Origin of the sequence: Klebsiella sp. JN_Kp126 (assembly GCF_033843325.1) — a bacterium.
GTDB classification, from domain to species: Bacteria; Pseudomonadota; Gammaproteobacteria; order Enterobacterales; family Enterobacteriaceae; genus Klebsiella; species Klebsiella michiganensis.
In genome coordinates, this window is record NZ_JAWXQV010000061.1 from 13,601 (window position 1) to 37,717 (window position 24,117).

Annotated in this window: 25 protein-coding genes; 10 read left to right on the forward strand and 15 right to left on the reverse strand. The window is 57.1% G+C overall.

The features are described from left to right. Positions 1-99: 99 nt before the first annotated feature. Genes spoT through gmk form a run of 3 tightly spaced genes read right to left on the reverse strand, consistent with a single transcriptional unit; the run spans position 100 to position 3,192 of the window. Positions 100-2,220, reverse strand: a complete 2,121-nt coding sequence (spoT, locus tag SIK97_RS14975) for a bifunctional GTP diphosphokinase/guanosine-3',5'-bis pyrophosphate 3'-pyrophosphohydrolase (protein WP_004855514.1) — start codon at positions 2,218-2,220, stop codon at positions 100-102. A gap of 18 nt (positions 2,221-2,238) precedes the next feature. Then, positions 2,239-2,514 carry a DNA-directed RNA polymerase subunit omega gene (gene rpoZ, locus SIK97_RS14980; RefSeq protein WP_004106927.1) on the reverse strand — a complete coding sequence of 92 codons (276 nt, stop codon included), beginning with the start codon at positions 2,512-2,514 and terminating at the stop codon, positions 2,239-2,241. Between the two features lie 54 nt (positions 2,515-2,568). Then, positions 2,569-3,192, reverse strand: a complete 624-nt coding sequence (gmk, locus tag SIK97_RS14985) for a guanylate kinase (protein ID WP_004126677.1) — start codon at positions 3,190-3,192, stop codon at positions 2,569-2,571. Between the two features lie 257 nt (positions 3,193-3,449). Between gmk and ligB the strand changes: the two genes are divergently transcribed. Beyond that, on the forward strand, positions 3,450-5,126 hold the full coding sequence (ligB, locus tag SIK97_RS14990; protein ID WP_047722817.1) for an NAD-dependent DNA ligase LigB: 1,677 nt from the start codon (positions 3,450-3,452) through the stop codon (positions 5,124-5,126). Between the two features lie 5 nt (positions 5,127-5,131). Here the strand turns inward: ligB and SIK97_RS14995 are convergent, their stop codons facing one another. Beyond that, positions 5,132-5,749, reverse strand: a complete 618-nt coding sequence (locus SIK97_RS14995; RefSeq protein ID WP_014227255.1) for a trimeric intracellular cation channel family protein — start codon at positions 5,747-5,749, stop codon at positions 5,132-5,134. A gap of 274 nt (positions 5,750-6,023) precedes the next feature. Here SIK97_RS14995 and SIK97_RS15000 point away from each other — a divergent pair, with 274 nt between their 5' ends. Continuing rightward, positions 6,024-7,283 carry a chloride channel protein gene (locus SIK97_RS15000; protein ID WP_047722818.1) on the forward strand — a complete coding sequence of 420 codons (1,260 nt, stop codon included), beginning with the start codon at positions 6,024-6,026 and terminating at the stop codon, positions 7,281-7,283. 73 nt (positions 7,284-7,356) lie between these two features. On the opposite strand, the gene SIK97_RS15005 is transcribed toward SIK97_RS15000, so the two are convergent. Continuing rightward, complete coding sequence (locus SIK97_RS15005; protein ID WP_004126669.1) at positions 7,357-8,220, reverse strand: YicC/YloC family endoribonuclease; 864 nt, start codon at positions 8,218-8,220, stop codon at positions 7,357-7,359. A gap of 123 nt (positions 8,221-8,343) precedes the next feature. On the opposite strand from SIK97_RS15005, the gene rph reads away from it, so the two are divergent. After that, a complete protein-coding gene (gene rph / locus SIK97_RS15010) occupies positions 8,344-9,060 on the forward strand; it encodes a ribonuclease PH (RefSeq protein ID WP_004106921.1) in 717 nt (238 codons plus the stop codon). Positions 9,061-9,125: 65 nt separating this feature from the next. Next, positions 9,126-9,767, forward strand: coding sequence for an orotate phosphoribosyltransferase (gene pyrE / locus SIK97_RS15015; RefSeq protein ID WP_004855508.1), 642 nt, complete (start codon positions 9,126-9,128; stop codon positions 9,765-9,767). A 152-nt stretch (positions 9,768-9,919) separates the two neighbouring features. On the opposite strand, the gene slmA is transcribed toward pyrE, so the two are convergent. The 3 genes from slmA to coaBC all read right to left on the reverse strand — a co-directional run bounded on the left by slmA (position 9,920) and on the right by coaBC (position 12,341). Then, the gene (slmA, locus tag SIK97_RS15020) at positions 9,920-10,516 is read right to left on the reverse strand and encodes a nucleoid occlusion factor SlmA (protein WP_004855507.1); all 597 of its coding nucleotides are present in this window, start codon (positions 10,514-10,516) and stop codon (positions 9,920-9,922) included. A gap of 177 nt (positions 10,517-10,693) precedes the next feature. Further along, a complete protein-coding gene (dut, locus tag SIK97_RS15025; RefSeq protein ID WP_004855506.1) occupies positions 10,694-11,152 on the reverse strand; it encodes a dUTP diphosphatase in 459 nt (152 codons plus the stop codon). After that, positions 11,130-12,341, reverse strand: a complete 1,212-nt coding sequence (gene coaBC, locus SIK97_RS15030) for a bifunctional phosphopantothenoylcysteine decarboxylase/phosphopantothenate--cysteine ligase CoaBC (protein ID WP_014227252.1) — start codon at positions 12,339-12,341, stop codon at positions 11,130-11,132. Before coaBC ends, dut begins: the two co-directional genes overlap by 23 nt. 175 nt (positions 12,342-12,516) lie before the next feature. Here coaBC and radC point away from each other — a divergent pair, with 175 nt between their 5' ends. The 4 genes from radC to mutM all read left to right on the forward strand — a co-directional run bounded on the left by radC (position 12,517) and on the right by mutM (position 14,832). Beyond that, the gene (radC, locus tag SIK97_RS15035) at positions 12,517-13,182 is read left to right on the forward strand and encodes a RadC family protein (protein ID WP_004126657.1); all 666 of its coding nucleotides are present in this window, start codon (positions 12,517-12,519) and stop codon (positions 13,180-13,182) included. A 216-nt stretch (positions 13,183-13,398) separates the two neighbouring features. Further along, the gene (gene rpmB, locus SIK97_RS15040) at positions 13,399-13,635 is read left to right on the forward strand and encodes a 50S ribosomal protein L28 (RefSeq protein ID WP_002436699.1); all 237 of its coding nucleotides are present in this window, start codon (positions 13,399-13,401) and stop codon (positions 13,633-13,635) included. Between the two features lie 20 nt (positions 13,636-13,655). Further along, positions 13,656-13,823, forward strand: coding sequence for a 50S ribosomal protein L33 (gene rpmG, locus SIK97_RS15045; protein WP_003024094.1), 168 nt, complete (start codon positions 13,656-13,658; stop codon positions 13,821-13,823). A 199-nt stretch (positions 13,824-14,022) separates the two neighbouring features. Further along, the gene (gene mutM, locus SIK97_RS15050; RefSeq protein WP_014227251.1) at positions 14,023-14,832 is read left to right on the forward strand and encodes a bifunctional DNA-formamidopyrimidine glycosylase/DNA-(apurinic or apyrimidinic site) lyase; all 810 of its coding nucleotides are present in this window, start codon (positions 14,023-14,025) and stop codon (positions 14,830-14,832) included. A gap of 123 nt (positions 14,833-14,955) precedes the next feature. Here mutM and coaD read toward each other — a convergent pair whose 3' ends face one another. The 7 genes from coaD to rfaQ form a co-directional block, all read right to left on the reverse strand. Then, the gene (gene coaD / locus SIK97_RS15055) at positions 14,956-15,432 is read right to left on the reverse strand and encodes a pantetheine-phosphate adenylyltransferase (protein WP_004106901.1); all 477 of its coding nucleotides are present in this window, start codon (positions 15,430-15,432) and stop codon (positions 14,956-14,958) included. Beyond that, positions 15,429-16,205, reverse strand: coding sequence for a glycosyltransferase family 2 protein (locus SIK97_RS15060; protein ID WP_032751706.1), 777 nt, complete (start codon positions 16,203-16,205; stop codon positions 15,429-15,431). The genes coaD and SIK97_RS15060 overlap by 4 nt, the downstream gene beginning before the upstream one ends. Beyond that, positions 16,205-17,479 (reverse strand): lipid IV(A) 3-deoxy-D-manno-octulosonic acid transferase, encoded by a 1,275-nt coding sequence (gene waaA / locus SIK97_RS15065; RefSeq protein ID WP_014227249.1) that lies wholly within the window; start codon positions 17,477-17,479, stop codon positions 16,205-16,207. The genes SIK97_RS15060 and waaA overlap by 1 nt, the downstream gene beginning before the upstream one ends. Before the next feature lie 92 nt (positions 17,480-17,571). After that, complete coding sequence (locus SIK97_RS15070; RefSeq protein ID WP_032751704.1) at positions 17,572-18,561, reverse strand: glycosyltransferase; 990 nt, start codon at positions 18,559-18,561, stop codon at positions 17,572-17,574. A 30-nt stretch (positions 18,562-18,591) separates the two neighbouring features. Continuing rightward, a complete protein-coding gene (locus SIK97_RS15075) occupies positions 18,592-19,686 on the reverse strand; it encodes a glycosyltransferase (protein WP_032751701.1) in 1,095 nt (364 codons plus the stop codon). Between the two features lie 2 nt (positions 19,687-19,688). Further along, complete coding sequence (locus tag SIK97_RS15080; protein WP_032751699.1) at positions 19,689-20,816, reverse strand: glycosyltransferase family 4 protein; 1,128 nt, start codon at positions 20,814-20,816, stop codon at positions 19,689-19,691. Further along, entirely contained in the window at positions 20,813-21,889 is a 1,077-nt protein-coding gene (gene rfaQ / locus SIK97_RS15085; RefSeq protein ID WP_025107815.1) for a putative lipopolysaccharide heptosyltransferase III, read from the reverse strand. The genes SIK97_RS15080 and rfaQ overlap by 4 nt, the downstream gene beginning before the upstream one ends. A 111-nt stretch (positions 21,890-22,000) precedes the next feature. On the opposite strand from rfaQ, the gene SIK97_RS15090 reads away from it, so the two are divergent. Both SIK97_RS15090 and SIK97_RS15095 read left to right on the forward strand, forming a co-directional pair. Next, positions 22,001-22,963 (forward strand): polysaccharide deacetylase family protein, encoded by a 963-nt coding sequence (locus tag SIK97_RS15090; RefSeq protein ID WP_004855488.1) that lies wholly within the window; start codon positions 22,001-22,003, stop codon positions 22,961-22,963. A 21-nt stretch (positions 22,964-22,984) separates the two neighbouring features. Next, positions 22,985-24,067, forward strand: a complete 1,083-nt coding sequence (locus tag SIK97_RS15095) for a glycosyltransferase family 9 protein (RefSeq protein WP_032751698.1) — start codon at positions 22,985-22,987, stop codon at positions 24,065-24,067. Positions 24,068-24,117 lie beyond the last annotated feature (50 nt).

Sequence of the window (24,117 nt, forward strand, 5' to 3'; positions counted from 1 at the left end):
CCCCTTACCGGGCCGCTGTAAGCAGCGTTCAAATCTGCTCCCGGCAGATTTGTCATTCGCTTGCCGCCTTGACGCAATTCGAATGATTTTGTGGAAGAGCTAGTTTCGGTTACGGGTGACTTTTATTACATCCGGCATGACGCGAATTTTGCGCATGATATTCGCCAGATGCACGCGGTCGCGCGCGGTAAGGCGAATAAAGGCGCTGTAAACGCGGCCATCTTTCTCTTCCGTATTCAGGCTTTGAATATTGGAAGAAGCGGTGTTGATCGCCGCGGTAAGATTCGCCAGGGCACCCTGATGGTTGAACATATCCACCTTGATTTCGGTGATAAATTCCTGCGCCGTCTCTTTGTCCCACTCGACCGCCATAAATTTCTCCGGCTCTTTCTGATAGCCGCGAATGTTACGACAGGACTCATGGTGAATAACCAGGCCTTTGCCCGGGCTGACGTGCGCGATAATCGGGTCACCGGGGATCGGACGGCAGCATTTGGCGAAGGTGATCAGCACGCCATCCGCGCCTTTAATCGGCAGATGATTATGGCCGACAGGCGCTGGCTGTACAGGCACGGCGGTGGTTTCACCCTGCTGCAGGTTTTTTGCTACCACGACGCTCATGGCGTTGCCGAGGCCGATTTCGGCCAGCAGATCGTCAAGCGTGGTCAGCTTCATGCGCTCAAGTTCACGCTGAATGTTCTCTGGCGGGATCTCGGCCAGCTTGCGGCTACCGCCGAGGGCGTGATTGAGCAGGCGGCGCCCGAGGCTTACGGAGTCGTCGCGCTTAAGGTTTTTCAGCAGCTGGCGAATTTTGGCGCGCGCTTTCGAGCTGACGACAAAGTTCAGCCATGCGGCGTTCGGACGTGCGCCCGGCGCGGTGATGATTTCCACCGTCTGGCCGCTGGAGAGCGACTGCGACAGCGGATACGGCTGGCGGTCGACGCGGGCGCCGACGCAGGCATGGCCGATGTCGGTATGCACCGCGTAGGCGAAATCCACCGGCGTCGCGCCGGCGGGCAGTTCGACAATGCGCCCTTCCGGGGTGAAAACGTAAATTTCATCCGGGAACAGATCGGATTTCACGCTCTCAATAAATTCAAATGAACTACCGGCGCTCTGCTGGAGCTCCAGCAGGCTCTGCATCCAGCGCTGGGCGCGGATTTGCGCCGTGGTGCTGCTCTCGCCGCCGTGCTCTTTATAAGCCCAGTGCGCCGCCACCCCCATTTCCGCCATCTGGTCCATGTCTTCGGTACGAATTTGTACCTCAACCGGGACGCCGTGCGGGCCGATCATCGAGGTGTGCAAAGATTGATAGCCGTTCGCCTTTGGAATGGCAATATAGTCTTTGACGCGACCCGGACGCGGCTTGTAAAGGCTGTGCATCTGGCCAAGCACGCGGTAGCAGGTGTCGGAATCATGGACAATCACGCGGAAAGCGTAGATATCCATAATCGAGTGAAAGCGCTGCTCTTTGAGCACCATCTTGCAGTAGATGGAGTACAAATGCTTTTCGCGACCGCTAACGCGACAGGGAATTCCCGCTTCCTGCAGGCGCCCTTCGATTTCGGAGAGGATCTTTTGAATCATCTCCTTACGGTTGCCGCGCGCCGCTTTAACCACCTCTTTAATGACGCGGTAGCGGTTAGGATACAGCGCCTCAAAGCCCAGCTCTTCGAGCTCGGTTTTGATGTGATGGATACCTAAACGGTGCGCCAGAGGGCTGTAGATTTCCAGCGTTTCGCGGGCGATGCGGCGGCGCTTGTCCGGGCGCAATGAGCCCAGCGTGCGCATATTATGGGTGCGGTCAGCGAGCTTGATAAGGATGACGCGGATATCCTGCACCATCGCCATAATCATTTTGCGAAAGTTTTCAGCCTGGGCCTCTTTCTTGTCGCGAAACTTAAGCTTATCAAGTTTTGACACCCCCTCTACCAGTTCAGCAACGCTTTTACCGAAAAGCTGCTCCATGTCCTGGTAGGTGGCGGGGGTATCTTCTATCACGTCGTGCAGCAGAGCGGCCATCAGCGTTTCATGGTCGAGTTTCATCTCGGCCAGGATACAGGCTACCGCTACCGGGTGCGTGATATAGGGTTCACCGCTTGAACGTGTCTGGCCCTCGTGAGCGTCACGTGCAACGAGATAAGCCTGCCGAAGACGTTTAATTTGCTCTTCGGGCAGGTAGTTTTGAATCAGCTGATTCAGGCTTTCAAACAGATACAAGGGCGACCCGCAGTGTGATTAACGACGACCTTCAGCAATAGCGGTAACGGCTTGTAATTCAGCGGCTTCCTGCTCTTGCTGTTCCTGGCGCTCACGAACGTCGAGGATCTTGTTGTTGATCAGACCTTCTTCGATTTCGCGCAGTGCGATAACGGTAGTTTTATCGTTTTCTTCCGGTACCAGCGGATCCTTTCCGCCTACCTGCATCTGACGAGCGCGACGCGCGGCGACCAGTACCAGGTCAAAACGGTTACCAATTTTCTCTACAGCGTCCTGAACAGTTACGCGTGCCATACTTAAAATGCTCCACAGGTGAAGAAATGACTGGGCATGATACTGAATGTGGGTTCAGTCTGCCAACAGTTTGGTGATTAAAGCGCCATGTCGCTGCTTTTGGCGGCTCATGCGCAGACGTTCGGCGCGAATAATAATTTTCAGATCGCTCAGCGCGGTATCAAAATCATCATTCACAATCAGGTAATCATACTCCGCGTAATGGCTCATTTCTGCAACTGCCTGCGCCATACGTTTTGCGATAACCTCTTCGCTGTCCTGACCGCGGCCGCGCAGGCGACGATCAAGCTCATCTTTTGACGGCGGCAGGATAAAAATGCTGCGCGCGCCGGGCATTCTGTTGCGGATTTGCTGCGCGCCCTGCCAGTCGATATCAAGGAAGACGTCGACGCCGGTCGCCAGTACCTGCTCGATAGCTTCGCGCGAGGTGCCGTAATAGTTGCCAAAGACTTCTGCATGTTCAAGAAAAGCGTCTCTGCCAATCATCGTCCTGAATTCGTCGTGATTCACAAAGAAATAGTGTTCACCGTGCACTTCACCCGGGCGCGGAGCGCGCGTGGTATGCGAAACAGAAACCTGAGAGTCGTACAACGGTTGGGTTTTTAATAAAGCCTGAATCAGGCTGGATTTACCCGCGCCGCTAGGGGCGGAAACAATATAAAGCGTGCCTTGAGCCATGAGTGTCTTTTGTATGTGGTGGTCGAAATAGAGCTTACATACGAGCCTATTATACACGGCGGCACCGCGTGACGCAGTCCCTGTCACACTTTTTGCGTTCTTTCTTTCATTTTGCTTGCCGTTTCCCTGATTTCTCCGGGCGTTGCAGAAACAACGCAGAAAACCTGGATGCCTGCTCGCAGCGTTAAAAATCCCTCCTCGCGGACGAAAATACGCCTGCGGCACAATCGGCGACGAGAAAACAGGAGGGCATCGCGATGCAAAATGGAGTCTGGGCGCTGGTGCTGTGGATGCTGGTGGGAGACGGGCAGGCAGCCTGCCCCGCATGGCCGCAGGCCAGGGCCGATCGGGAGATTGAACGTCTCAGCCAGCAGATAACGGAATGGAAAAACGCCTACTGGCAGCAGGGGAGCAGTACGGTAAGCGATGAGGTCTATGACCAGCTTGCGGAGCGGCTGGCGTACTGGCGGCGCTGCTTCACCGGCGAGGCTCCCGCTCACGACGCGTCTCCTCCCCTAAAAGGGGAGGCCAGACATCCGGTGGCGCACACCGGCGTGCGTAAACTGGCAAATCAAGCCGACGTGGCGCGCTGGATGCGCGGTCAATCCGGCCTGTGGGTGCAGCCTAAAGTTGATGGCGTCGCGGTCACGCTCGTGTATCGGCAGGGGCGTCTGACCCAGGCGATAAGCCGGGGTAATGGCCTGGCCGGGGAAGACTGGACGGCCAGGGTCTTGCAGATCCCCTCCGTGCCTAAAGTCTCTGACGGCGTACTGGCGAATAGCGTTCTACAGGGTGAGCTGTTCCTGCTCCGCGAGGGGCACGTGCAAAAGCAGATGGGCGGCATGAACGCGCGGGCAAAAGTTGCCGGCATGATGATGCGCCAGCAGGCTGCGGCGGATCTTAATCAGCTGGGTCTTTTTATCTGGGCATGGCCCGATGGGCCGCAGGATATGAAACAGCGGCTGGCGCTGCTGCGGCAGGGCGGCTTTCTTTACAGCGCGCTTTTTTCGCACCCTGTCGCGGATGCGCAGCAGGTTGAACAGTGGCGCCAGCGCTGGTTCACTTCACCGCTGCCTTTTGTCAGCGATGGCGTCGTAGTGCGGCGGGAAAAAGCATCTCCCGGGCGCTTCTGGGTTCCGGGTCAGGGCGATTGGGTCATCGCCTGGAAATACCCGCCCGCCTCGCGCGTCATGGAGGTTCGCCGTATCAGCTTTAGCGTCGGGCGCAGCGGTAAAATAGCCGTGGTGGCGCATCTGGAACCGCAGATGCTGGACGATAAGCGCGTGCAGCGGGTGAGCGTCGGTTCGGTATCCCGCTGGTACAATCTGGATATCGGTATTGGCGACCAGCTGCAAATCAGCCTTGCCGGGCAGGGGATACCGCGCATCGATTCGGTCGTCTGGCGCACGGCTCAGCGTAATAAACCCCAGCCACCGGCGGCGCGTTTCAATGCTTTAACCTGCTATTTTGCCACGCCCGAGTGTGCGGAACAGTTTCTTTCGCGGCTGGTCTGGCTCTCATCCCGATCGGTTCTTGATATTGACGGCGTGGGAGAAGCGCTATGGCGGTCCCTGCATGACGCGCGCAGCATGGAGCATCTCTTTTCATGGCTGGCGTTTACGCCGGAGCGGCTGCAAGCCATACCGGGGGTCTCGACGCTGCGCGGGCAGAGGCTGTGGCACCAGTTCAATCTTGCGCGCGAACGGCCTTTTCTGCGCTGGATCCAGGCGATGGGAGTCCCTATACCGAAGACGGCGTTTGCCCGGCTGAAGGAGGATGACTGGCGACGGATGCAGGAGCGAAACGAAGAGCAGTGGCGGCGCCTGCCGGGGATCGGGGCGGAAAGAGCGCGGCAGCTGGTGACGTTCTTACATCACCCGGATGTTGCCGCACTGGCGAAGTGGCTAAGCGGGCAACGCGTTCCGGGATTCTGAAAGCATTAATGTGCGCTATGGTTGTAGTTAAATACCGGCAGGCCCAGCTTCCAGCGCAGCGCCAGCATGCGGGCGGTAAAGCCGAACAGCAGGGTGGAGATCACCACCACATCGTGGTTGCTGACGTAATGCTGAAGCGCGATGTATAAAATCGCGGCGGCGAATGACACTCCGGCGTAAAGCTCTTTCTGGAACACCAGCGGGATACGCTTGCAGAACATATCGCGCAGCACGCCGCCAAAAACGCCGGTGATGACGGCGGCAATGGAGGCGATGACCGGGCCCTGGCCCATATCCAGCGCGATCTGGGCGCCAATAATAGAGAACACGATCAGGCCGAGCGCATCAAGCACCAGAAACAGGCGGCGCAGATGCGGCATCACCGGCGCGGCAATCGTGGTCAGGACCGCAGCAATGGCGACAATAATGACGTACTCGGGGTGCTGCACCCAGCCCAGAGGGTAGTGGCCGAGCAGAATATCGCGCACTGAACCGCCTCCGAGGGCCGTCGCGGTGGCAATGATAATGACGCCAAACGTATCCATACGGCGGCGCCCGGCAGCCAGCGCGCCGGTCATGGCTTCCGCCGTAATCCCAATCAGATAAAGAATATGAAGCAGCATAAATCCCCCACGGTGATGGCGGAAGGTTAACGATTTGTGCGCAACATCACGATTGAGATTTTCTAAAGTGAATGCATTTGACCTGATTAAACTAATGCGTGATAGGTTTAAATCTGCTGAATTTAACGGTTCATTTGTCATTTGTTCATTTTTAGTGATTATAAAAAGTAATGTGAAAGCCGTCGATGCGTATCGATATTGAAAACGCGATGAATACCTGTTGTTTAACTCTCGACCTTTATCCTTTTATTTTCCTCCTTCAGGGCCTGAGAAAATGACTGCAGCAGCTGGCAATAAAAACTATCTCACCCGCCTGATTGCCGTTGTGCTGACGGGGCTACTTGCCGGCCTGTCAGGCATGGTTCTGGCGCTGATTTTACACGCGATTCAGCACCTGGCCTTTGGCTACAGCCCCGGGCAGATCGTGAGCGCGGAGTCATTTCTACAGGGCGTCACGGATTCATCCTGGCCTCGTCGCCTCTCGGCAATCGTCGCGGGGGGAGCCATCGCAGGATTCGGCTGGTGGCTCCTTGGGCGCTATGGGCAGAAGCGAGTCTCAATAGCGTCAGCGGTGGCAAATCCTTCGGTGGCAATGCCTGCGGGTACTACAACGATTCATGCCCTGTTGCAAATCGTCACCGTGGCGCTGGGCTCTCCGCTTGGCCGCGAAGTCGCTCCGCGGGAAATGGGCGCGCTGGGGGCTGGGATGGTGGCGCGTAAGCTGGGACTGCTGGCGGATGAAACCCGAACGCTGGTTGCCTGCGGCGCCGGTGCGGGCCTGGCGGCGGTGTATAACGTTCCGCTGGCCGGTGCGTTATTCAGCCTTGAGGTAATGCTGCTGTCGTTTAGCTGGGAAAAAACGCTGGCGGCGATTATCACCTCGGCGATTGCCGCGTGGACGGCAACGCTCGGGTTAGGCGAGGAATCGCAATACCATTTTACTTCCGACATCCTGCCGCATTCATTTCTCTGGTGGGCGATTATCGCCGGCCCCATTCTTGGCGCCGGGGCCTGGCTCTTTCGCAAAGCGACCAGCACGGCCCGCTCGCGCGTTCGAAGCAACTGGCAGATGCCGGTTTTCTGTCTGCTGGCGTTTTCCCTGCTTGCCGCCCTCAGCCTCTATTTCCCCCAGCTTCCGGGAAACGGTAAAGGGCCTATGCAGCTGGCTCTCAGCGATGAACTGGGTTTCCCCAGGGCGGCGATGCTGCTGGCGCTAAAAATGGTGGTGATTCTGGCGGTGCTGCGCGGCGGCGCGGAGGGCGGCCTGCTGACGCCGGGGCTGGCGGTCGGCGGCCTGACCAGCCTGCTGCTGTGTATGCTCTGGCAACAGCTGCTTCCCGGCGGAGATTACGGCAGTTTTGCTCTCGTCGGCGCGGCGGCGTTTCTCGCCGCATCCATGCAGATGCCGCTCACAGCGGTCGCGCTGGTGATGGAGTTCACCCACATGGATCACAGCTATCTGGCCCCCACGCTGCTGTGCGCCGCAGGGGCATTTTTAACCTGCCGGATATTGGATAAGAACTACGCCTTCTGAAACGCAGCGAAAATAAAAGGCCATGATTTACCATGGCCTTCTGTCCGTGCGTGGGTTGGCGAGCGAAAAACCGTTACTCGATGTTCTGGATCTGCTCGCGCATTTGTTCGATCAGCACCTTCAGCTCAATGGCGGAGTTCGTCACTTCGGCATTGATTGATTTAGACGCCAGGGTGTTCGACTCGCGGTTGAACTCCTGCATCATAAAGTCGAGGCGGCGACCGACCGCTTCTTTCTTCTTCAGGATATTCCACGTCTCTTTCACGTGCGCTTCCAGACGATCCAGCTCTTCGGCGACGTCTATACGCTGCGCCATCAGCACCAGCTCCTGCTCGAGACGGTTGTTTTCCAGCTGCACTTCCGCATCTTCCAGCTTGGCAACCAGACGCTCGCGCTGCCACTGCAAAATTTCCGGCATATGGGCACGTACTTTAGCCACCTCGGCCGTCACGCCGTCGAGACGCTGTTCGATCAGCGCTTTCAGCGCCTGGCCTTCGGTTTCGCGGGCGACGATAAAGTCATCCAGCGCACCGTTCAACGCGCCCAGAATTTCGGCGGCAATGGCGTCCAGATCCTGTTCATGGGCCGACATCACGCCAGGCCAGCGCAGAATATCTACCGGATTGATTTCGCCTTCGTCGCTCTGCATTTTGACCCAGTTGGCGGCGTTAACCAGCTGCTTTGCCAGTTTTTCGTTAAGGATCAGCTCACCCTGCGCGCTCGGGTCCTGCTCAAAACGCAGGGTACATTCGACTTTACCGCGGGTCAGACGGGAGCGAATACGTTCACGCACCACGGGCTCCAGGCTACGGAACTGCTCCGGCAGGCGGAAGTAGGTTTCCAGATATCGTTGGTTTACCGAGCGCAGTTCCCACGCGGCGCTACCCCATTCACCCTTGATTTCACGCCGGGCGTAGGCGGTCATACTGCGGATCATAGACGTTCCTGTTTTTAAAGGAGAGTGGGGTGGATTATAGCTTTCGAGGCCTTATCAGGATAGGAATAAGCGCGCATTATCCGTATAATGCGCAGCCACATTCGTTTCAAGCCGGAGAACATCATGCGTCCAGCAGGCCGTAGCGCTAATCAAGTGCGCCCAGTAACCCTGACCCGTAACTACACAAAACACGCAGAAGGCTCCGTGCTGGTCGAATTTGGTGACACGAAAGTATTGTGCACCGCTTCTATTGATGAAGGCGTGCCGCGCTTTCTGAAAGGCCAGGGCCAGGGGTGGATCACCGCCGAATACGGCATGCTGCCGCGTTCTACCCACACGCGTAACGCGCGTGAAGCCGCAAAAGGTAAGCAGGGCGGACGCACCATGGAAATCCAGCGCCTGATCGCGCGTGCGCTGCGCGCTGCGGTTGACCTGAAAGCGCTGGGTGAGTTCACCATCACTCTGGACTGCGATGTGCTGCAGGCAGACGGTGGCACCCGTACCGCGTCTATCACCGGAGCCTGCGTGGCGCTGGCCGATGCGCTGAATAAGCTGGTCGCGGCCGGTAAGCTGAAAACCAACCCGATGAAAGGAATGGTGGCGGCGGTCTCCGTAGGCATCGTGAATGGCGAAGCGATTTGCGATCTGGAATACGTTGAAGATTCCGCGGCGGAAACCGATATGAACGTGGTGATGACCGAAGATGGCCGCATCATTGAGGTGCAGGGTACGGCGGAAGGCGAGCCGTTCACCCATGAAGAACTCCTCACCCTGCTGGCATTGGCCCGGGGGGGTATCGAATCCATTGTCACGACGCAGAAGGCGGCGTTGCAAAACTAGTTTTTAAGGCGACTGAGAAGTCGCCTTTTTTTTGTCCGTAGAAAAGTAAGATGAGGAGCGAATCCATGAAACCGTATCAGCGCCAGTTTATTGAGTTTGCGCTTAACAAGCAGGTACTTAAGTTTGGCGAGTTTACGCTGAAATCCGGGCGCAAGAGCCCCTATTTCTTCAACGCCGGCCTGTTTAATACCGGGCGCGATCTGGCACTGTTAGGCCGTTTTTACGCCGAAGCGCTGGTGGATTCCGGGATTGATTTTGACCTGCTGTTCGGCCCGGCCTATAAAGGCATCCCTATCGCCACTACCACGGCGGTCGCGCTGGCGGAACACCATGACCGCGATCTGCCTTACTGCTTTAACCGCAAAGAGGCGAAGACTCACGGCGAGGGCGGAAACCTGGTGGGGAGCGCGCTGCAGGGCCGCGTGATGCTGGTGGATGATGTGATTACCGCAGGCACCGCGATTCGGGAATCGATGGAAATTATTCAGGCCAACGGCGCTGAGCTGGCCGGCGTACTGATCTCTCTGGATCGTCAGGAACGCGGACGCGGCGAAATCTCCGCGATTCAGGAAGTTGAGCGCGACTACGGCTGTAAAGTAATTTCCATCGTGACGCTGAAAGACCTGATTAGCTATCTGGAAGAGAAGCCGGAAATGGCTGAACACCTGACTGCCGTTCGCGCCTATCGCGAAGCGTACGGCGTATAAACATCTGCCCGGCAGGCAACGGTCTGTCGGGTCGATTGCCGGCAAAACGGCCAGCCGCGGCGAGAAGAGCGCCTGGGTATCAATGCGGATAATGCCGGGCATTCCTGCGGGAAGAGATGCAGCCCTTCGGGCTGCACAGAGACCGGCGAGAATTATTTCAGCTGGGCGGCGACCAGCGGCCAGCGGGCGTCAAAATCGTCCGTCGGGCGATATTTAAACTCGCTGCGCACAAAGCGCGATAGCATCCCTTCGCAGAATGCCAATAGCTGGCTGGCCAGCAGGGCTTCATCGACGGTATAGCCTTCGCCTTCGCGCATTTTCTTTTCACGCAACACCTGACGCAGCTGAACTTCAATGCGCTCGAACAGCTGATTGATGCGGTCCTGAAGCCGGTCCTGTTCAAACATCAGCGCATGGCCGGTCAGAATTCTTGTCAGCCCAGGATTACGCTCGCCAAACCCAAGAATCAACAGCACAATCAGACGCAGGCGCGCTGAGGTGTCTTTTTCATCTTTTAAAATCAAATTGATGCGCGTAATCAGGCTGTCTTCGATAAATTCAATCAGGCTGTCAAACATGCGGGTCTTGCTCGGGAAGTGCCGATACAGAGCCGCTTCGGATACGCCAACGGACGCCGCCAGTTTCGCTGTGGTAATGCGCTGACTTCCATCGCTGGATTCAAGCATTAGCGCCAGAGATTGAAGTATTTCTTCGCGACGATTCCTTTTCGCAGTTTGTTTTTCTGCCATGTTTTAAAATACCCCTGAAAAAAAGCACTTGTCAGGCAGGCACCCACAAAGCGACCGCAAGCTGTTGCCTGCGGTGATGTTATTGCATTAGTGCGCTTTGCGATGCTGGTTCCACTTCATCCTTCAGGCAGCCCTTTTGCCGGCAGCGCCCCGAAAGAGTTTTGTCTATCGCCGGGCTTATTGACGCCCTGAGTGACCGAAGCCGCCTTCGCCGCGATCGGTGGCGTCAAAATCTTCCACCAGGTTAAATTCTGCCTGCACAACGGGCACAAACACCATTTGCGCGATACGCTCGCCGGGTTCGATGCTGAAGCTCTGCTGGCTGCGGTTCCAGACGGAAACCATCAGCTGGCCCTGATAGTCAGAATCAATCAGACCGACCAGGTTACCCAGTACGACGCCGTGCTTATGGCCCAGTCCGGAGCGCGGGAGAATCACCGCCGCCAGAGAGGGATCGGCAATATGAATCGCCAGACCGGTTGGCACGAGGGTCGTTGCGCCAGGAGCCAGCTCTACGGCGTCATCGAGACAGGCTCGCAGGTCAAGTCCGGCGGAGCCGGAGGTGGCATAGGTCGGCAGCGGAAATTGCTGACCAACACGCGGGTCCAGAATCTTAACGTCGATTTTTTTCATCATAACGGGTAACGATCTCGTCGAGTAATAATTGGCCCAGGAGTTCCTTGCGCTCAAGTGGTAAGCGCTTATCTCCCTCCTGCCAGAAAAGGTGTAATGCATTGCTGTCGCTGTTAAATCCCTGATTTGGCTGAGAAACATCATTGGCGCAAATCAGATCAAGATTTTTGCGGGCTCGCTTTTGCCGTGCGTATTCTTCCACATTATTTGTTTCGGCGGCAAACCCAACGACGTAAGGGCGGTTGGCCTTAAGCGCGGCGACCCCTGCGACGATATCCGGATTTTTAACCATTTTCAGGGTTAATTCATCACCTTGTTTTTTGATTTTTTCTTCGGCGATGGCGACCGCACGGTAGTCAGCGACCGCCGCACAGCCAATAAAAATATGCTGCTGAGGCGCGCTGTTTTGCACCGCGGCTTCCATTTCCAGCGCGGTGGTGACATCAATTCTGTGTACAAACGGCGGCGTAGGCAGCGAAACCGGGCCGCTCACCAGCGTGACGTTAGCCCCGCGGCGCGCGGCGGCGGCGGCAATCGCGAAGCCCATCTTACCAGAACTGTGATTGGTGATATAACGCACCGGATCCAGCGGCTCGCGGGTGGGGCCCGCGGTAATCATGATGTTCAGATGTTGCAAATCTTTGACAGGCGAGAAATGCTGCGCGGCCATATCCACAATGGTCAGCGGGTCCAGCATCCGCCCCGGGCCAACATCGCCGCAGGCCTGGCTGCCGCTGTCCGGGCCCCAGACCAGCAGACCGCGGGCGGCAATGACGTCCAGATTATGCTGGGTGGCGGCGGCGCGATACATCTGCTGATTCATGGCGGGCACGACGGCGACCGGCGAGGGCGTAGCGAGACAAATCGTCGAAACGAGATCGTTGGCCATCCCTGCCGCGACGCGAGCGATTAGGTCGGCGGTGGCGGGGGCAAGAATGACCAGGTCGGCCCATTTCCCCAGCTCAATATGGCCCATCGCCGCTTCGGCGGCCGGGTCGAGCAGGCTGTCGGAAACCGGATAACCGGATACCGCCTGTAGACTTAATGGCGTAATGAAGGCTTTTGCGGCTTCCGTCATGGCGACGCGGACATCCGCGCCGCGGTCACGCAGGCGGCGCACCAGTTCCGGCGTTTTATAGGCAGCAATGCCGCCGCTCACGCCAAGAACGATCTTTTTACCAGCCAGACTCATCATGATTTTTTCCTGTTGCGGTACACCAGAATTCGCGCATCTTATCACAATCCTGACGGCATCGTGTGCCTCGCGGAGATACACTTTGCGAGGCGCTACGCAGGGATAAAACTTGCGTCTCGGCGGCGCAAAAAGGCTGTGCCAGGATAGCGCGCAGTGGGAAGGAGATACCGCGATGGAAATACAAGAATCCCTCATGCCGAGGGAAAAGATGCAGCGCTACGGTATCGAAGTTTTGTCGGATATTGAGCTGTTGGCGCTATTTTTACGTACCGGTACCCGCACGCAGGACGTGATGACATTTTCGCGGGAGCTGCTACAGCGTTTTGGCTCGCTGTACGGCCTGCTATCGGCGGAGGAGTCGCAGTTTGCTGAGGTGGAAGGCATTGGTCTGGCGAAATATGCGCAGCTAAAAGGGATTGCTGAACTGGCGCGACGCTATTTTAGCCTGCGAATGACGGAAGAACCCTCGCTGGTTACCCCGTCGATGACGCGGGAATTTCTGCAAAGCCAGCTGGCCGACGAAGAGCGTGAGATCTTCATGGTGATCTTTTTAGATAATCAGAACCGGGTATTGAAACATAGCCGCCTTTTTTCTGGTACTCTTAGCCACGTTGAGGTGCATCCGCGAGAAATCGTACGCGAAGCCATCAAAGTGAACGCCGCCGCGGTGATCCTGGCACATAATCATCCATCCGGTAGTCCTGAGCCGAGCAAGGCCGACAGGTTGATTACCGAAAGAGTGATAAAATGTTGTCGATTCATGGATATACGTGTGCTGGATCACCTTGTTATTGGCCGCGGAGCGTACGTATCTTTTGCTGAACGCGGCTGGATTTAGCCCCGATCGCGCGATCCATCGGGATCTTTGTCTGTTCGGGACTTGAGCACATCGCCGAGTCAGCGTATACTACGCCACCTTTGAGAATCTCGGGTTTGGCATTTGGGCCTGGCAATCGAGAGTTCGCTTAGAACTGCGATGACCGGGCTGTAAAGCCTGACGAGGCGCCAATACCCCATACGAAGCTCGAGCTAATTTGATTTTTGGAGAATAGACATGTCCCGAGTCTGCCAAGTTACTGGCAAGCGTCCGGTGACCGGTAACAACCGTTCCCACGCACTGAACGCGACTAAACGCCGTTTCCTGCCGAACCTGCACTCTCACCGTTTCTGGGTTGAGAGCGAGAAGCGTTTTGTCACCCTGCGCGTATCTGCTAAAGGTATGCGTGTTATTGATAAGAAAGGCATCGATACAGTTCTGTCCGAACTGCGTGCCCGTGGCGAAAAGTACTAAGTACTTAGAGGAAATAAGTCATGGCTAAAGGTATTCGTGAGAAAATCAAGCTGGTTTCTTCTGCTGGTACTGGTCACTTCTATACCACCACGAAGAACAAACGTACTAAGCCGGAAAAACTGGAACTGAAAAAGTTCGATCCAGTTGTCCGTCAGCACGTTTTATACAAAGAAGCTAAAATCAAATAATTTTAGATTCCTTGTAAAGAAAAACCCCGCCTCGGCGGGGTTTTTTGTTATCAAGACTACGCTACCGTCTACACCGTTGGCGCTGGCGAACGTTTACCCCCTGCGCCAGGCGGAAGAGCATGCTGAACAATAATTGCCCTGAACCTCGTTGCTGAACGCGGTAAGATAGTGCATCCTGCCGTTTTTGTTCGAGAAAAGAATGCCTGAATTACCTGAAGTAGAAACCAGCCGCCGCGGCATTGAGCCGCACCTGGTGGGAGCCACCATCCTGCACGCCGTTGTGCGCAACGGGCGCCTGCGCTGGCCGGTTTCTGAAGAGATCTATCGTCTGAGCGACGTTCCGGTGCTCAGCGTACGCCGCCGCGCTAAATATCTGCTGCTGGAACTGCCCGACGGCTGGATTATCGTCCACCTTGGGATGTCGGGAAGCCTGCGTATCCTGAGCGAAGAGCTGCCCGCGGAAAAACACGATCACGTGGACCTGGTGATGAGTAACGGCAAGGTGCTGCGCTATACCGACCCGCGTCGTTTTGGCGCCTGGCTGTGGACCAAAGCGCTGGAAGGGCATCCGGTGCTGGCGCATCTGGGGCCGGAGCCGCTGAGCGATGAGTTCAACGCCGATTATCTGCAGGCGAAGTGCGCGAAGAAAAAAACCGCGATTAAGCCCTGGCTAATGGATAATAAGCTGGTGGTCGGGGTGGGCAATATCTACGCCAGCGAATCGCTCTTTTCGGCGGGCATTCACCCCGACAGGCTGGCCTCTTCGCTGTCGCGCGAGGAGTGCGAGCAGCTGGTGAAAGTGATTAAGCTGGTCCTGCTGCGCTCCATCGAACAGGGCGGGACGACGCTGAAAGATTTCCTGCAAAGCGACGGTAAACCGGGCTACTTTGCCCAGGAACTGCAGGTGTATGGCCGCAAGGGCGAGCCGTGCCGCATTTGCGGGACGCCGGTTATCGGCAGTAAACACGCCCAGCGGGCGACGTTTTATTGCCGCCAGTGTCAGAAGTAAAGTGCGGGGGTTGCCGTGAACCTGGCTTGCGCTGCGCTTAGCCGGGCTACAGGGCTGCGCTTGGTCCGGTAGCCCGGACAGATGCGCAGCATCGCCTCCGGGAAGAGCCTAGACGGCGCAGGATTACAGCTTCTTCAGCAGCGCCTGGTGAACGTTTGCCGGCAGAAAGTGAGAGACGTCGCCCTGGTGGCGCGCCACTTCTTTCACCAGCGAAGAGGAGATAAACGACCACTCTTTGCACGGCATCAGAAACACGCTCTCCAGCGTCGGCATCAAATGACGGTTCATATGCGCCAGCTGCATCTCATATTCAAAATCCGCCACCGCCCGCAGGCCGCGAATTAAAATGTTCGCCTGCTGCGCGCGGGCAAAATTGGCCATTAAATCGCTGAAGCCAATAACCTCAACGTTGACCAGATGCGCCGTTGCCTGGGTGGCCAGCGCGATGCGCTCGTCGAGAGTGAACATCGGCTTTTTGCTCGGGCTGGCGGCGATAGCCAGCAACACCTTATCGAACATGCTGGCCGCGCGGGTGACGATATCGATATGGCCGTTGGTGATAGGGTCGAAGGTTCCCGGATAGATCGCTTTTGTGCTCATAATGACACTTTCTCCGAGTAGCCGCGGCTCAGGGCCCACAGCTCGGTGTATTTATTAAACGTGTATTGCGCGTTGACCACCGCCAGCAGCCAACCTTGTTTCCCATCCAGAATGCCCCCGCGCAGCAGCAGCGTTTTCACAAAGGCGCCCAGCGTATGGCCGAAGATAGCGGCCAGCGAGGTCTTTTTGCCTCTCTGATGGCGCTCCTGCGCCCAGGCGGCGGCGTAGGCCAGCTGCTTTTGCTGAAAGCCGGAGAAATCACGGCAGGTCAGATGCAGCAGGTCGCCCGCGAGTTCGATAACCCGCGCGCCCTGGGCGTCGAGAGATTCGTGGACCAGATTATCGTTATAGCGGTAACGGTCGCGTTCGTACAGGCGCATCACGCGGTCGGGGTACCAGCCGCTGTGGCGCATAAAGCGGCCAAGGAAATAGTTGCGCCGGGCGATGCTGTATATCGCGCCGGTTTGCGGCGCGGCCAGCACGCTGCGGATAGACTGCGCAAGCTCCGGAGTGACGCGCTCGTCGGTATCGATCATCAGCACGTAGTCGCCGGTGGCGTAGGCCTGGGCGCGCTGGCGCTGAATACCGTAGCCCTGCCAGTCGCGATTGACATGCACCTGAACGCCCTGGCTGCGAGCGAGTTCGACGGTGTTGTCGCTGCTGCCGGAATCCAGCAGCACTATCTCATCGGCCCAGCTTACCGACGCCAGACAATCAGGCAGCAGATCCGCCGCGTTTTTGGCGATCATAACGACCGAGAGTCGAGGCGACATTAGTGGCTCCGCTGCGGCAGATAGGGTTGCAATAACTGTAGCAGACGGGAGAGCGCGCCCTGGTTTTGGTGCAGAACTTCCACCGCATGGCGACCGTACCACAGACGGTAATCTTCATCGGTCAGCAGGTTAGACACCTGCGTTACCAGCGAGTCGGCGTCGGTGACGGTAATCAGTCCATCGTCCTGCTGCAGCTTGGCGCAGATATCTTTGAAGTTGAACGTGTGCGGACCCATCAGTACCGGTATCGCATGGGCGGCGGGCTCCAGCGGGTTATGGCCGCCGCGCTCCACCAGGCTACCGCCGACAAACGCGAGGTCGGCAATACCGTACAGCAGCATCAGCTCGCCCATGGTATCGCCAATCACCACCTGGGTACTGTTCGACGGGATTTCGCCGGTGCTGCGCAGGGTGTAGCTCATTCCCGCTTTCTGCACCATCTCGCGGGCGTCGCCGAAGCGCTCCGGATGGCGCGGGACAAGGATCAGCAGCAGGTTGGGGAAACGCTCCAGCAGCTGCTTATGCGCCTGAAGAATAATTTGTTCTTCGCCGTCGTGGGTGCTGGTGGCAATCCATACCTGGCGATGCGGCGCCCACTGGCGGCGCAGGGTGATGGCGCGAGCCGCCAGCTCTGGCGTGACCGAAATATCAAACTTCAGGCTGCCGGTGACCGCCAGCTGATTGCGTTTCAGGCCAAGAGCGATAAAGCGGCTGGCGTCTTCTTCATTCTGCGCGGCGATAAGGGTAATGCGGCTCAGCAGCCGACGCATAAATTTCCCCAGTTTGGCATAGCCTTTCGCCGAGCGTTCGGAGAGGCGGGCGTTGGCGATTACCAGCGGGATTTTACGCTTATGCAGCGTGGCGACCATGTTCGGCCACAGTTCGGTTTCCATGACGATAACCAGCTTCGGCTGAACGGTATTGAAGAAACGGTTCATCGCGCCGGGCAGATCGTAAGGCAGATAGACGTGATGCACGTCTTTGCCGAAAGCGGACATGGCGCGTTCAGAGCCGGTTGGCGTCATGGTGGTGACGGTGATCGGCAGATAGGGGTAACGGTGGCGTAGCGCGCGCACCAGCGGAATCGCCGCCAGCGTTTCACCTACGGAAACGGAATGCAGCAGGATGCCACCCGGTTCTACCTTGTTCTGGCAGAAGCCATAACGTTCCTTCCAGCGTTTACGATAGGCAGGGGCCTTACGGCTGCGTAACAGCAGTCGCAGCCACACCAGCGGCTGAATGAGGTAAAGTAGGGCGGTATAAAGCAATTCCAAGCGATTTATCCGTATTTATGTTTTTGCGGGCAAATTCTAAGCATTTAACCCGCGTAAAGCTATCTCTTTGGCGGAAACTAAGGGATTCAGTATTAAGCCGCGTCGCGATAGCGCTTGATGCGCAGATAGCGGCGTCCAAGACGCCAGCGTAGACGGAACGTACGGGCGTTTTTCCAGATCAGGCGCCAGATACCGCGGTCAAAGAACTCTTTAATGATAATATGCTTTTTTGACTCATCTTTCATGCTATCGAAGGTATGAATAATCCCCAGCCCCTCTTTGGCGATCTGCCAGCGGCAGGCGGAAATATCGCGAACCTTGTCCGGATAGCGCTGGTTGATGGCGTCCAGCATCTCAAGAATCTTCATATAGTGGCGCGCTGAACGCATCAGCGTGTCGTCGTTGTCCGGCTTATGCGACACCGATTCCGAGTGAATATAGTAATCGTAGAACTGCTCGCTGGTGTACTGCACGCGTTCTGCCGCCAGCAGCACTTCGGTGGTCCAGGGAATATCCTGATGGCGCAGGCCAGGCTCAAAGTGGAAGCGGTGGCTGGCGATAAACTCCCGGCGGTAGATATTCAGCCAGGTGACATGCAGGAACTTACGAGAATCCAGCGCCTGCTTTAACCAGACGTGGCCGGGCAAAACGCCGGTCGACTGTAGCCGGTCCAGCGGGAAAATAGGATGGATATCTTTTTTCGTCTCGTAGACGTAGCGGCCGTTGCAGGTGGCGACGTCAAGATTGCCCTTTTCCGCCATCTCCAGAAGCGTACGGTACATGCCCGGGTAAAGCTTATCGTCGATATCCGGGAAGGTCAGGTACTTACCCGTCGCCGCGGCGAGGCCGGTATTGCGCGCCACCGACACGCCCTGGTTTTCCTGCTCCAGCACGAGCACGTTTTGCAGGCGGTCTTTCCACTGGTCGATAACCGCAAGGCTGCCGTCCGTCGACCCGTCGTTCACCAGGATCAGTTCATAGCTTTCCAGCTGCTGTTGCTCAAGGCACTCAAAGAATTGCGCAAGGAATTTTTCGCCGTTATAGACGGCGGCTACGATGCTTAGTAAAGGCGTTTGACTCATAACTCATTCGATCCTGGTTGAATAACGGCGTCAGGCGCTGCGCAGCTGACGATACTGCTGACAAATCGATGCCACGCTGAACTTCTCCAGCGCCGCTGCGTCGATGGCCGGCGGGCTATGGTAAATGCTTTGCATCGTCTGAGCCAGCGCCGGGCTGTTGAGATCCGCCAGGCCACGCGACAGCTCGCCGGTGAGGATCTCGGTCACGCCGCCCGGGCAGCGGGTGCTGGCGACCGGCGTATCCAGCAGCAGCGCCTCAACCACCACGTTGCCAAAGCCTTCGCTATCGGAGCTGAGGACCAGCATCCGCGCGCCTTTAATCCACGGCAGCGGGTTTTTCTGGAAGCCCTTAAACAGGACGCGATCGGCAACCTGTAGCTGCTGCGCCAGCTGGCGCAGGCGCAGCTCTTGTTCCGGTTTTCCCTGCCCCAGCAGTACCAGCGGCGCATCGATACCGCTTTGCGCATACGCCTCAATCAGGCGGTCGTGGCGTTTACCGGGATGAAAGCGGCCCACGTGGATAATATAGTCGCCGTCGGGGCGCTGGCTGGGTTCTTCAGCCGCGGCGCGCAGAGCGGGGATATCAAACGGGTTATAGATGGTTTTCAGCTGGGCCGGGCGAATGGCGAACTGCTCGACCAGGTCTTGACCTACCGCATCGGAGACGGCGACGACGTTGCGTCCCCGGTAAACGCGCCCGATTTTCTGCTGTTTCAGCCAGCGGTCAAAACCGCTGCGGTGTCCGAGATAGGACGCGGAGAACACGCCGTGCAGGCAAAACCAGACGTTGCGCCCGTTCAGCAGGCGGCTGCGGGAGACAATGCGGTCGGTTTTATGCAGATTCGAGAGCACCAGATCGAAACGGCCCTGCTGTTCTGCCTTCTCGATTGCCGCATCAAGCTGGCGCGCGCGCCGGGACAGCTCCGTCAGCTTGCGCCACGGCTTGCGGCAGCGATCGGCGATGACCTGATAATCCAGCCCTTCCGGCAGCGGATAATCGCAGACGTCGCGCAGGGAAAAAAGTGATACCTGTTCACCCTGGCTAAGAAAATGCGCTGCCAGCGTCAGCACGACTTTTTCCGCGCCGCCGCCGGGCAGGCCGTCGATAACAAACAGTATGCGCATCGTTATTTCACCAAATCCTGATAGAGGGAGAGCAGCTGCGCCGAGAGACGTTCGCTGGTGCAGGTCATGATGCGCTCGCGGGCGCGTTCGCCTTGCGCAGAGCCTAACGCCCGGGCGGGCAGGGCGCTAACCGACTCCTGCAGGGCCGGGATATCCAGCGCATCGCAAACGTAGCCATTGCTGCCCTGAACAATAAACTCCGCGCCGCCGCAGCCGGTAGTCGTAATCACCGGCAGGCCGCAGGCCATCGCTTCGAGAATGACGTTGGGAAACGGATCGTACAGCGTCGGCAGCAGCAGGCCGTCGGCCATCTGATAGAACGGCAGGGTTTCCGACTGCATGCCGAAGAAGCGCACCCGCTCCTCGCAGTTCAGCGTTTTCGCCAGCTGCTGATAGCGGCCCTGCTCTTTATCTTTGCCCACCACCAGCAGGTAGCGGTTGGTCGGGGCGATGGCGCGGATCGCCGCATCCAGCCCCTTGCGCTCAAAGCCGGAGCCGACGTAGATCAGGCAGGTCGCTTGGATCGGCAGATTCCATTTGGCGCGCAGCGCGACAAAGGCTTCTTCCGTCGGCGGCAGAAAACGCTGGTTATCGATAGCGTTATAGATAACGTGGATTTTTTCCGCCGGCAGGCCGAAGTCTTCAATAATCTCGCGTTTAATCATCTCCGCGTTGCAGATAACGCCGCGCAGGTGCGCGTCCTGGTACATGTCGCGCTCGGCCTGCATCACATAGCGATGGTAGCGGTCGGCAAACAGCAGGCGGCTTTTCCAGCCGGGCAAAATGCGCGAGCGCTGCTGCAGCCAGCGGCGGTGCACGCCGTCTCCGGCGCGGTACAGGTCGCAGCCGGGGATACGCTCGTGGCTTTGCACCAGATCGAAGGCTTCGCGCTGCCATAGCTGGCGGGCGGCGTCGGCAAATCCTCGCTCGCGGCTGATCCGCCCCCATTTGCGCGGATTGCAGATGTGGATGTTCCACTCGGGCTTCACCGGCCCCTGCCATTCGCGGGTGATGACGTTCAGTTCAAGATCGCTGTCGTCGAGGGCTTCCAGCGCGCGGGAGACAAAGCGCTCCGCGCCGCCGTCCGGGCGATACTTCTGGCGTACCAGAGCCAGCCTGAATTTACTCATGCCAGTACCTTTTTCGCCGCCGCGATAACCGCGTCGGTGGGGATTAAATCGAGAAAGCGTTCGTTGGTGTTGGTATCAATGTCGTCAGGATCGGGAATCGCTCCGAAATCACCCGCCCAAATCACCTCGCCCTGCGCCTGCCATGGACGCCAGAAGGTGAGCTTGGAGGGGCCGAATAGCGCCACCAGCGGCGTACCGAGCGCGGCGGCCATATGCATCGGCACGGAGTCGACGCCGATAAACAGGCGGGCATGGTCGATGACGGACGCCAGCTGGCGCAGGGTGAGCAGCCCGGCGAGGGAGTGCAGGCGAGCATTGGGGCAGCCCGCCATAATGGTGTCGATCATCTGCTTCTCTCTGGCGTCAGGGCCGGAGGTCAGCACGACCGGGTAGCCTGCTTCAGAAAGCGCGTTTATCAGGGCGCTCATCCGCCCTTCGCGCCAGCACTTAAAGAACCAGCGGGAGGTTGGCTGAATGACGATATAGTTATCCTGAAATCCTGCCGGCAGCAGCGCGCGGCTGGCGCGCCAGTCCTGCTCGCTGTAGCCCATCGTCGCCGGCGCGTCAGCAATATCCAGCCCAAGCGGCGCCAGAATCGACAGATTCTGCTGCACGGTATGCAGCTGGTTATGCCGCTCGGTTGAGGCGAGGGCGGTATGGCAAAAACGCCAGGCCGGGTGGCGACGCTTCGGAAAGTCAAAGCCGATACGGATGGCCGCCCCGGTCAGTTTGGTGATGATCGCGCTGGGCCACTGATCGGCAAGATTGAGCACCATATCGTAGCGCTGCTGGCGGAGCGTGCGAATCAGCCGCCACTCCATCTTCAGCTGATGGCCGGCGCCCTGTTTTTTCCAGCGCCGGTCAATGCCGTAAATGTGGCGGATATCCGTATTCGCTGCGAGCATATCCCGGGTTTCTTCATAAAGCAGCACATCCACGCTGGCGGCGGGATATTGCTGCTTAAGCGCGTGAATAAGCGGCGTTATCAATAACATATCGCCATGATGGCGAAGCTTAATAACCAGGATTCGCGCCGGGTTCACGCGGCCGGAAGTGCGGGTTTCAGGCGTCATTCTCTATTCTTCATTCAGGGGCAGGGCTCCGATTCTAGGGGATCAGATAGATTGAGAGAAGCCTTGTCTTGCTCTACCATGACCCGATACGTATGGCCTGAGGACGTTTTCGTGCACAAACCCGCATTTCTCATCACGATTGATACAGAGGGTGATAACCTCTGGCAAAAACATGACAGCATCACCACCGAGAATGCGCGCTATCTACCGCGTTTTCAGCAGCTTTGCGAAAAGTATGGTTTTAAACCGGTCTGGTTGACCAACTATGAAATGGCCATCGACCCGGTTTATATCGAATTTGCCAAAGATGCGATCGCCCGGGGAACCGCGGAAATCGGTATGCATCTTCACGCGTGGAACAGCCCGCCGACCGATCCGCTCACCGATGACGACTGGCGACATAAACCGTATTTGATCGAGTACAGCGATGCGGCGATGCGGGCAAAAGTCGACTATATGACCCGCCTGCTGGAGGACACCTTTCAGACCAAAATGGTCAGCCATCGCGCCGGGCGCTGGGCGTTTGACGAGCGCTACGCGCGTCTGCTGGTGGAGTATGGCTATCTGGTGGATTGCTCGGTTACCCCGAGGGTGAACTGGAAGACGGCGAAAGGCGCGCCGCAGGGCGACGGCGGTACCGATTACCGTCATTTCCCGCAGCACGCCTATTTTCTTGACGAGAATGATATCCGTCGTGAAGGACAATCATCGCTGCTGGAAGTGCCGATGAGCATTCAGTACAAGCATTCCGCGTGGATGAATAGCCTGAAGCAGGGCTACGATCGCCTGCGCGGCAAAGTACGCTCGCCGTCGGTACACTGGCTGCGTCCGATGGGCGGCAACGTTGAGACGATGAAAAAAGTGGTCGAACAAACGTTGACTCAGGGTAATGACTACGTCGAATATATGCTCCACTCTTCAGAGTACATGCCCGGCGGCAGCCCAACGTTTAAAAACGAGCAGGATATCGAGCGCTTATATGCCGATCTGGACGCTTTTTTCAGCTGGCTGGCGCCGCAGGTGAAGGGAATGACGTTGGCGGAGTACTACCAACAGAAACTCACACAGCGATAAAAGATCACAACCAGGTACCGTATGCGTATCGTGAAGCAGTTTACGCGGAAGAAAAATGCCTTCTTCCGCGAAATTAAGTTTAATTTAATTAACTATCGTTATAGAAATAAAAGCGCACGCCAGCCCTTTAATTTCGCGAAGATTCAGCATGTTTTATTATTGCGCCTGGATGACAAAGTTGGGGATATGGTCGTAACGACCGGCTGCGCAAAGCTTTTAGCTGACCGGGGCTATAAGGTTTCGGTTCTTACCGGGCCGGTTTGTAAGCAGATGCTTGCCGGTGCGGATTTTCTTGAGCAGGTTTATTTATATCAGCCGCGGATGCCGTTAAACGCACTGCGTGCGGCAGGATTTGACGCGGTCGTTGATTTTGATGACGTGAAAACCTACGAGCGTTTTAAACTGCTGGCTGATTTACGCCCTGGCTGCGTTATCGGTTTTAATAAACAAGAATATAAGCTTTACGATCACTCTATCCCTTTTCTGGATAGCAGCAGCCATATTTCCGCGCGCTATAAAGCCGTCGCCAGGCTATTTGGCATAGAACACCCTCATTACCACTATCATCTGCCCGGCGATGCTTTTGAGCGGGAAAGAGTCAAAACACTGCTGGCTCAGCACAAGGGGAGTCAGCTCTGTATTGCCATAAACCCGTTTACCGCCTCAACGGATAAAGACTTTTGCCGTCATCAGGTTTCTGCTCTGATTGAACGCTTATATACGCTCCCTTATAAAATTAGCGTCGTGATGGTCGGGCATAGCGAGAAAATTCGTCAGCTTAATCTGGAAACGGCGCTGCATCTGCCAGATAGCAATATTAATTCAGCGGTTGAGATTGTTCGCCACTGCGATCTGGTGATTACGGCGGATACCGCCATCGTGCATATTGCTCGCGCGTTCGACAAGCCCATGGTGGCGGTTTACAACAAACGTAAACTCAAAGATACCGGTTTGCCGGGCTATACCATTTGGGCGCCGGGTTATGACAAGGCCAGACAAATTGTCTGCGAAGAGACTAACGTCGCCGACATGACCATTGACGCGGTCTGGCCGGTCATCAAAGCGCAGGTGGATGCCCTGATCGCCGCTCGCCAGCAGGCGTAAAAAACCACCTGCATAGCAGGTGGCATTGATTTCGCCCCATAGGGGCGCAC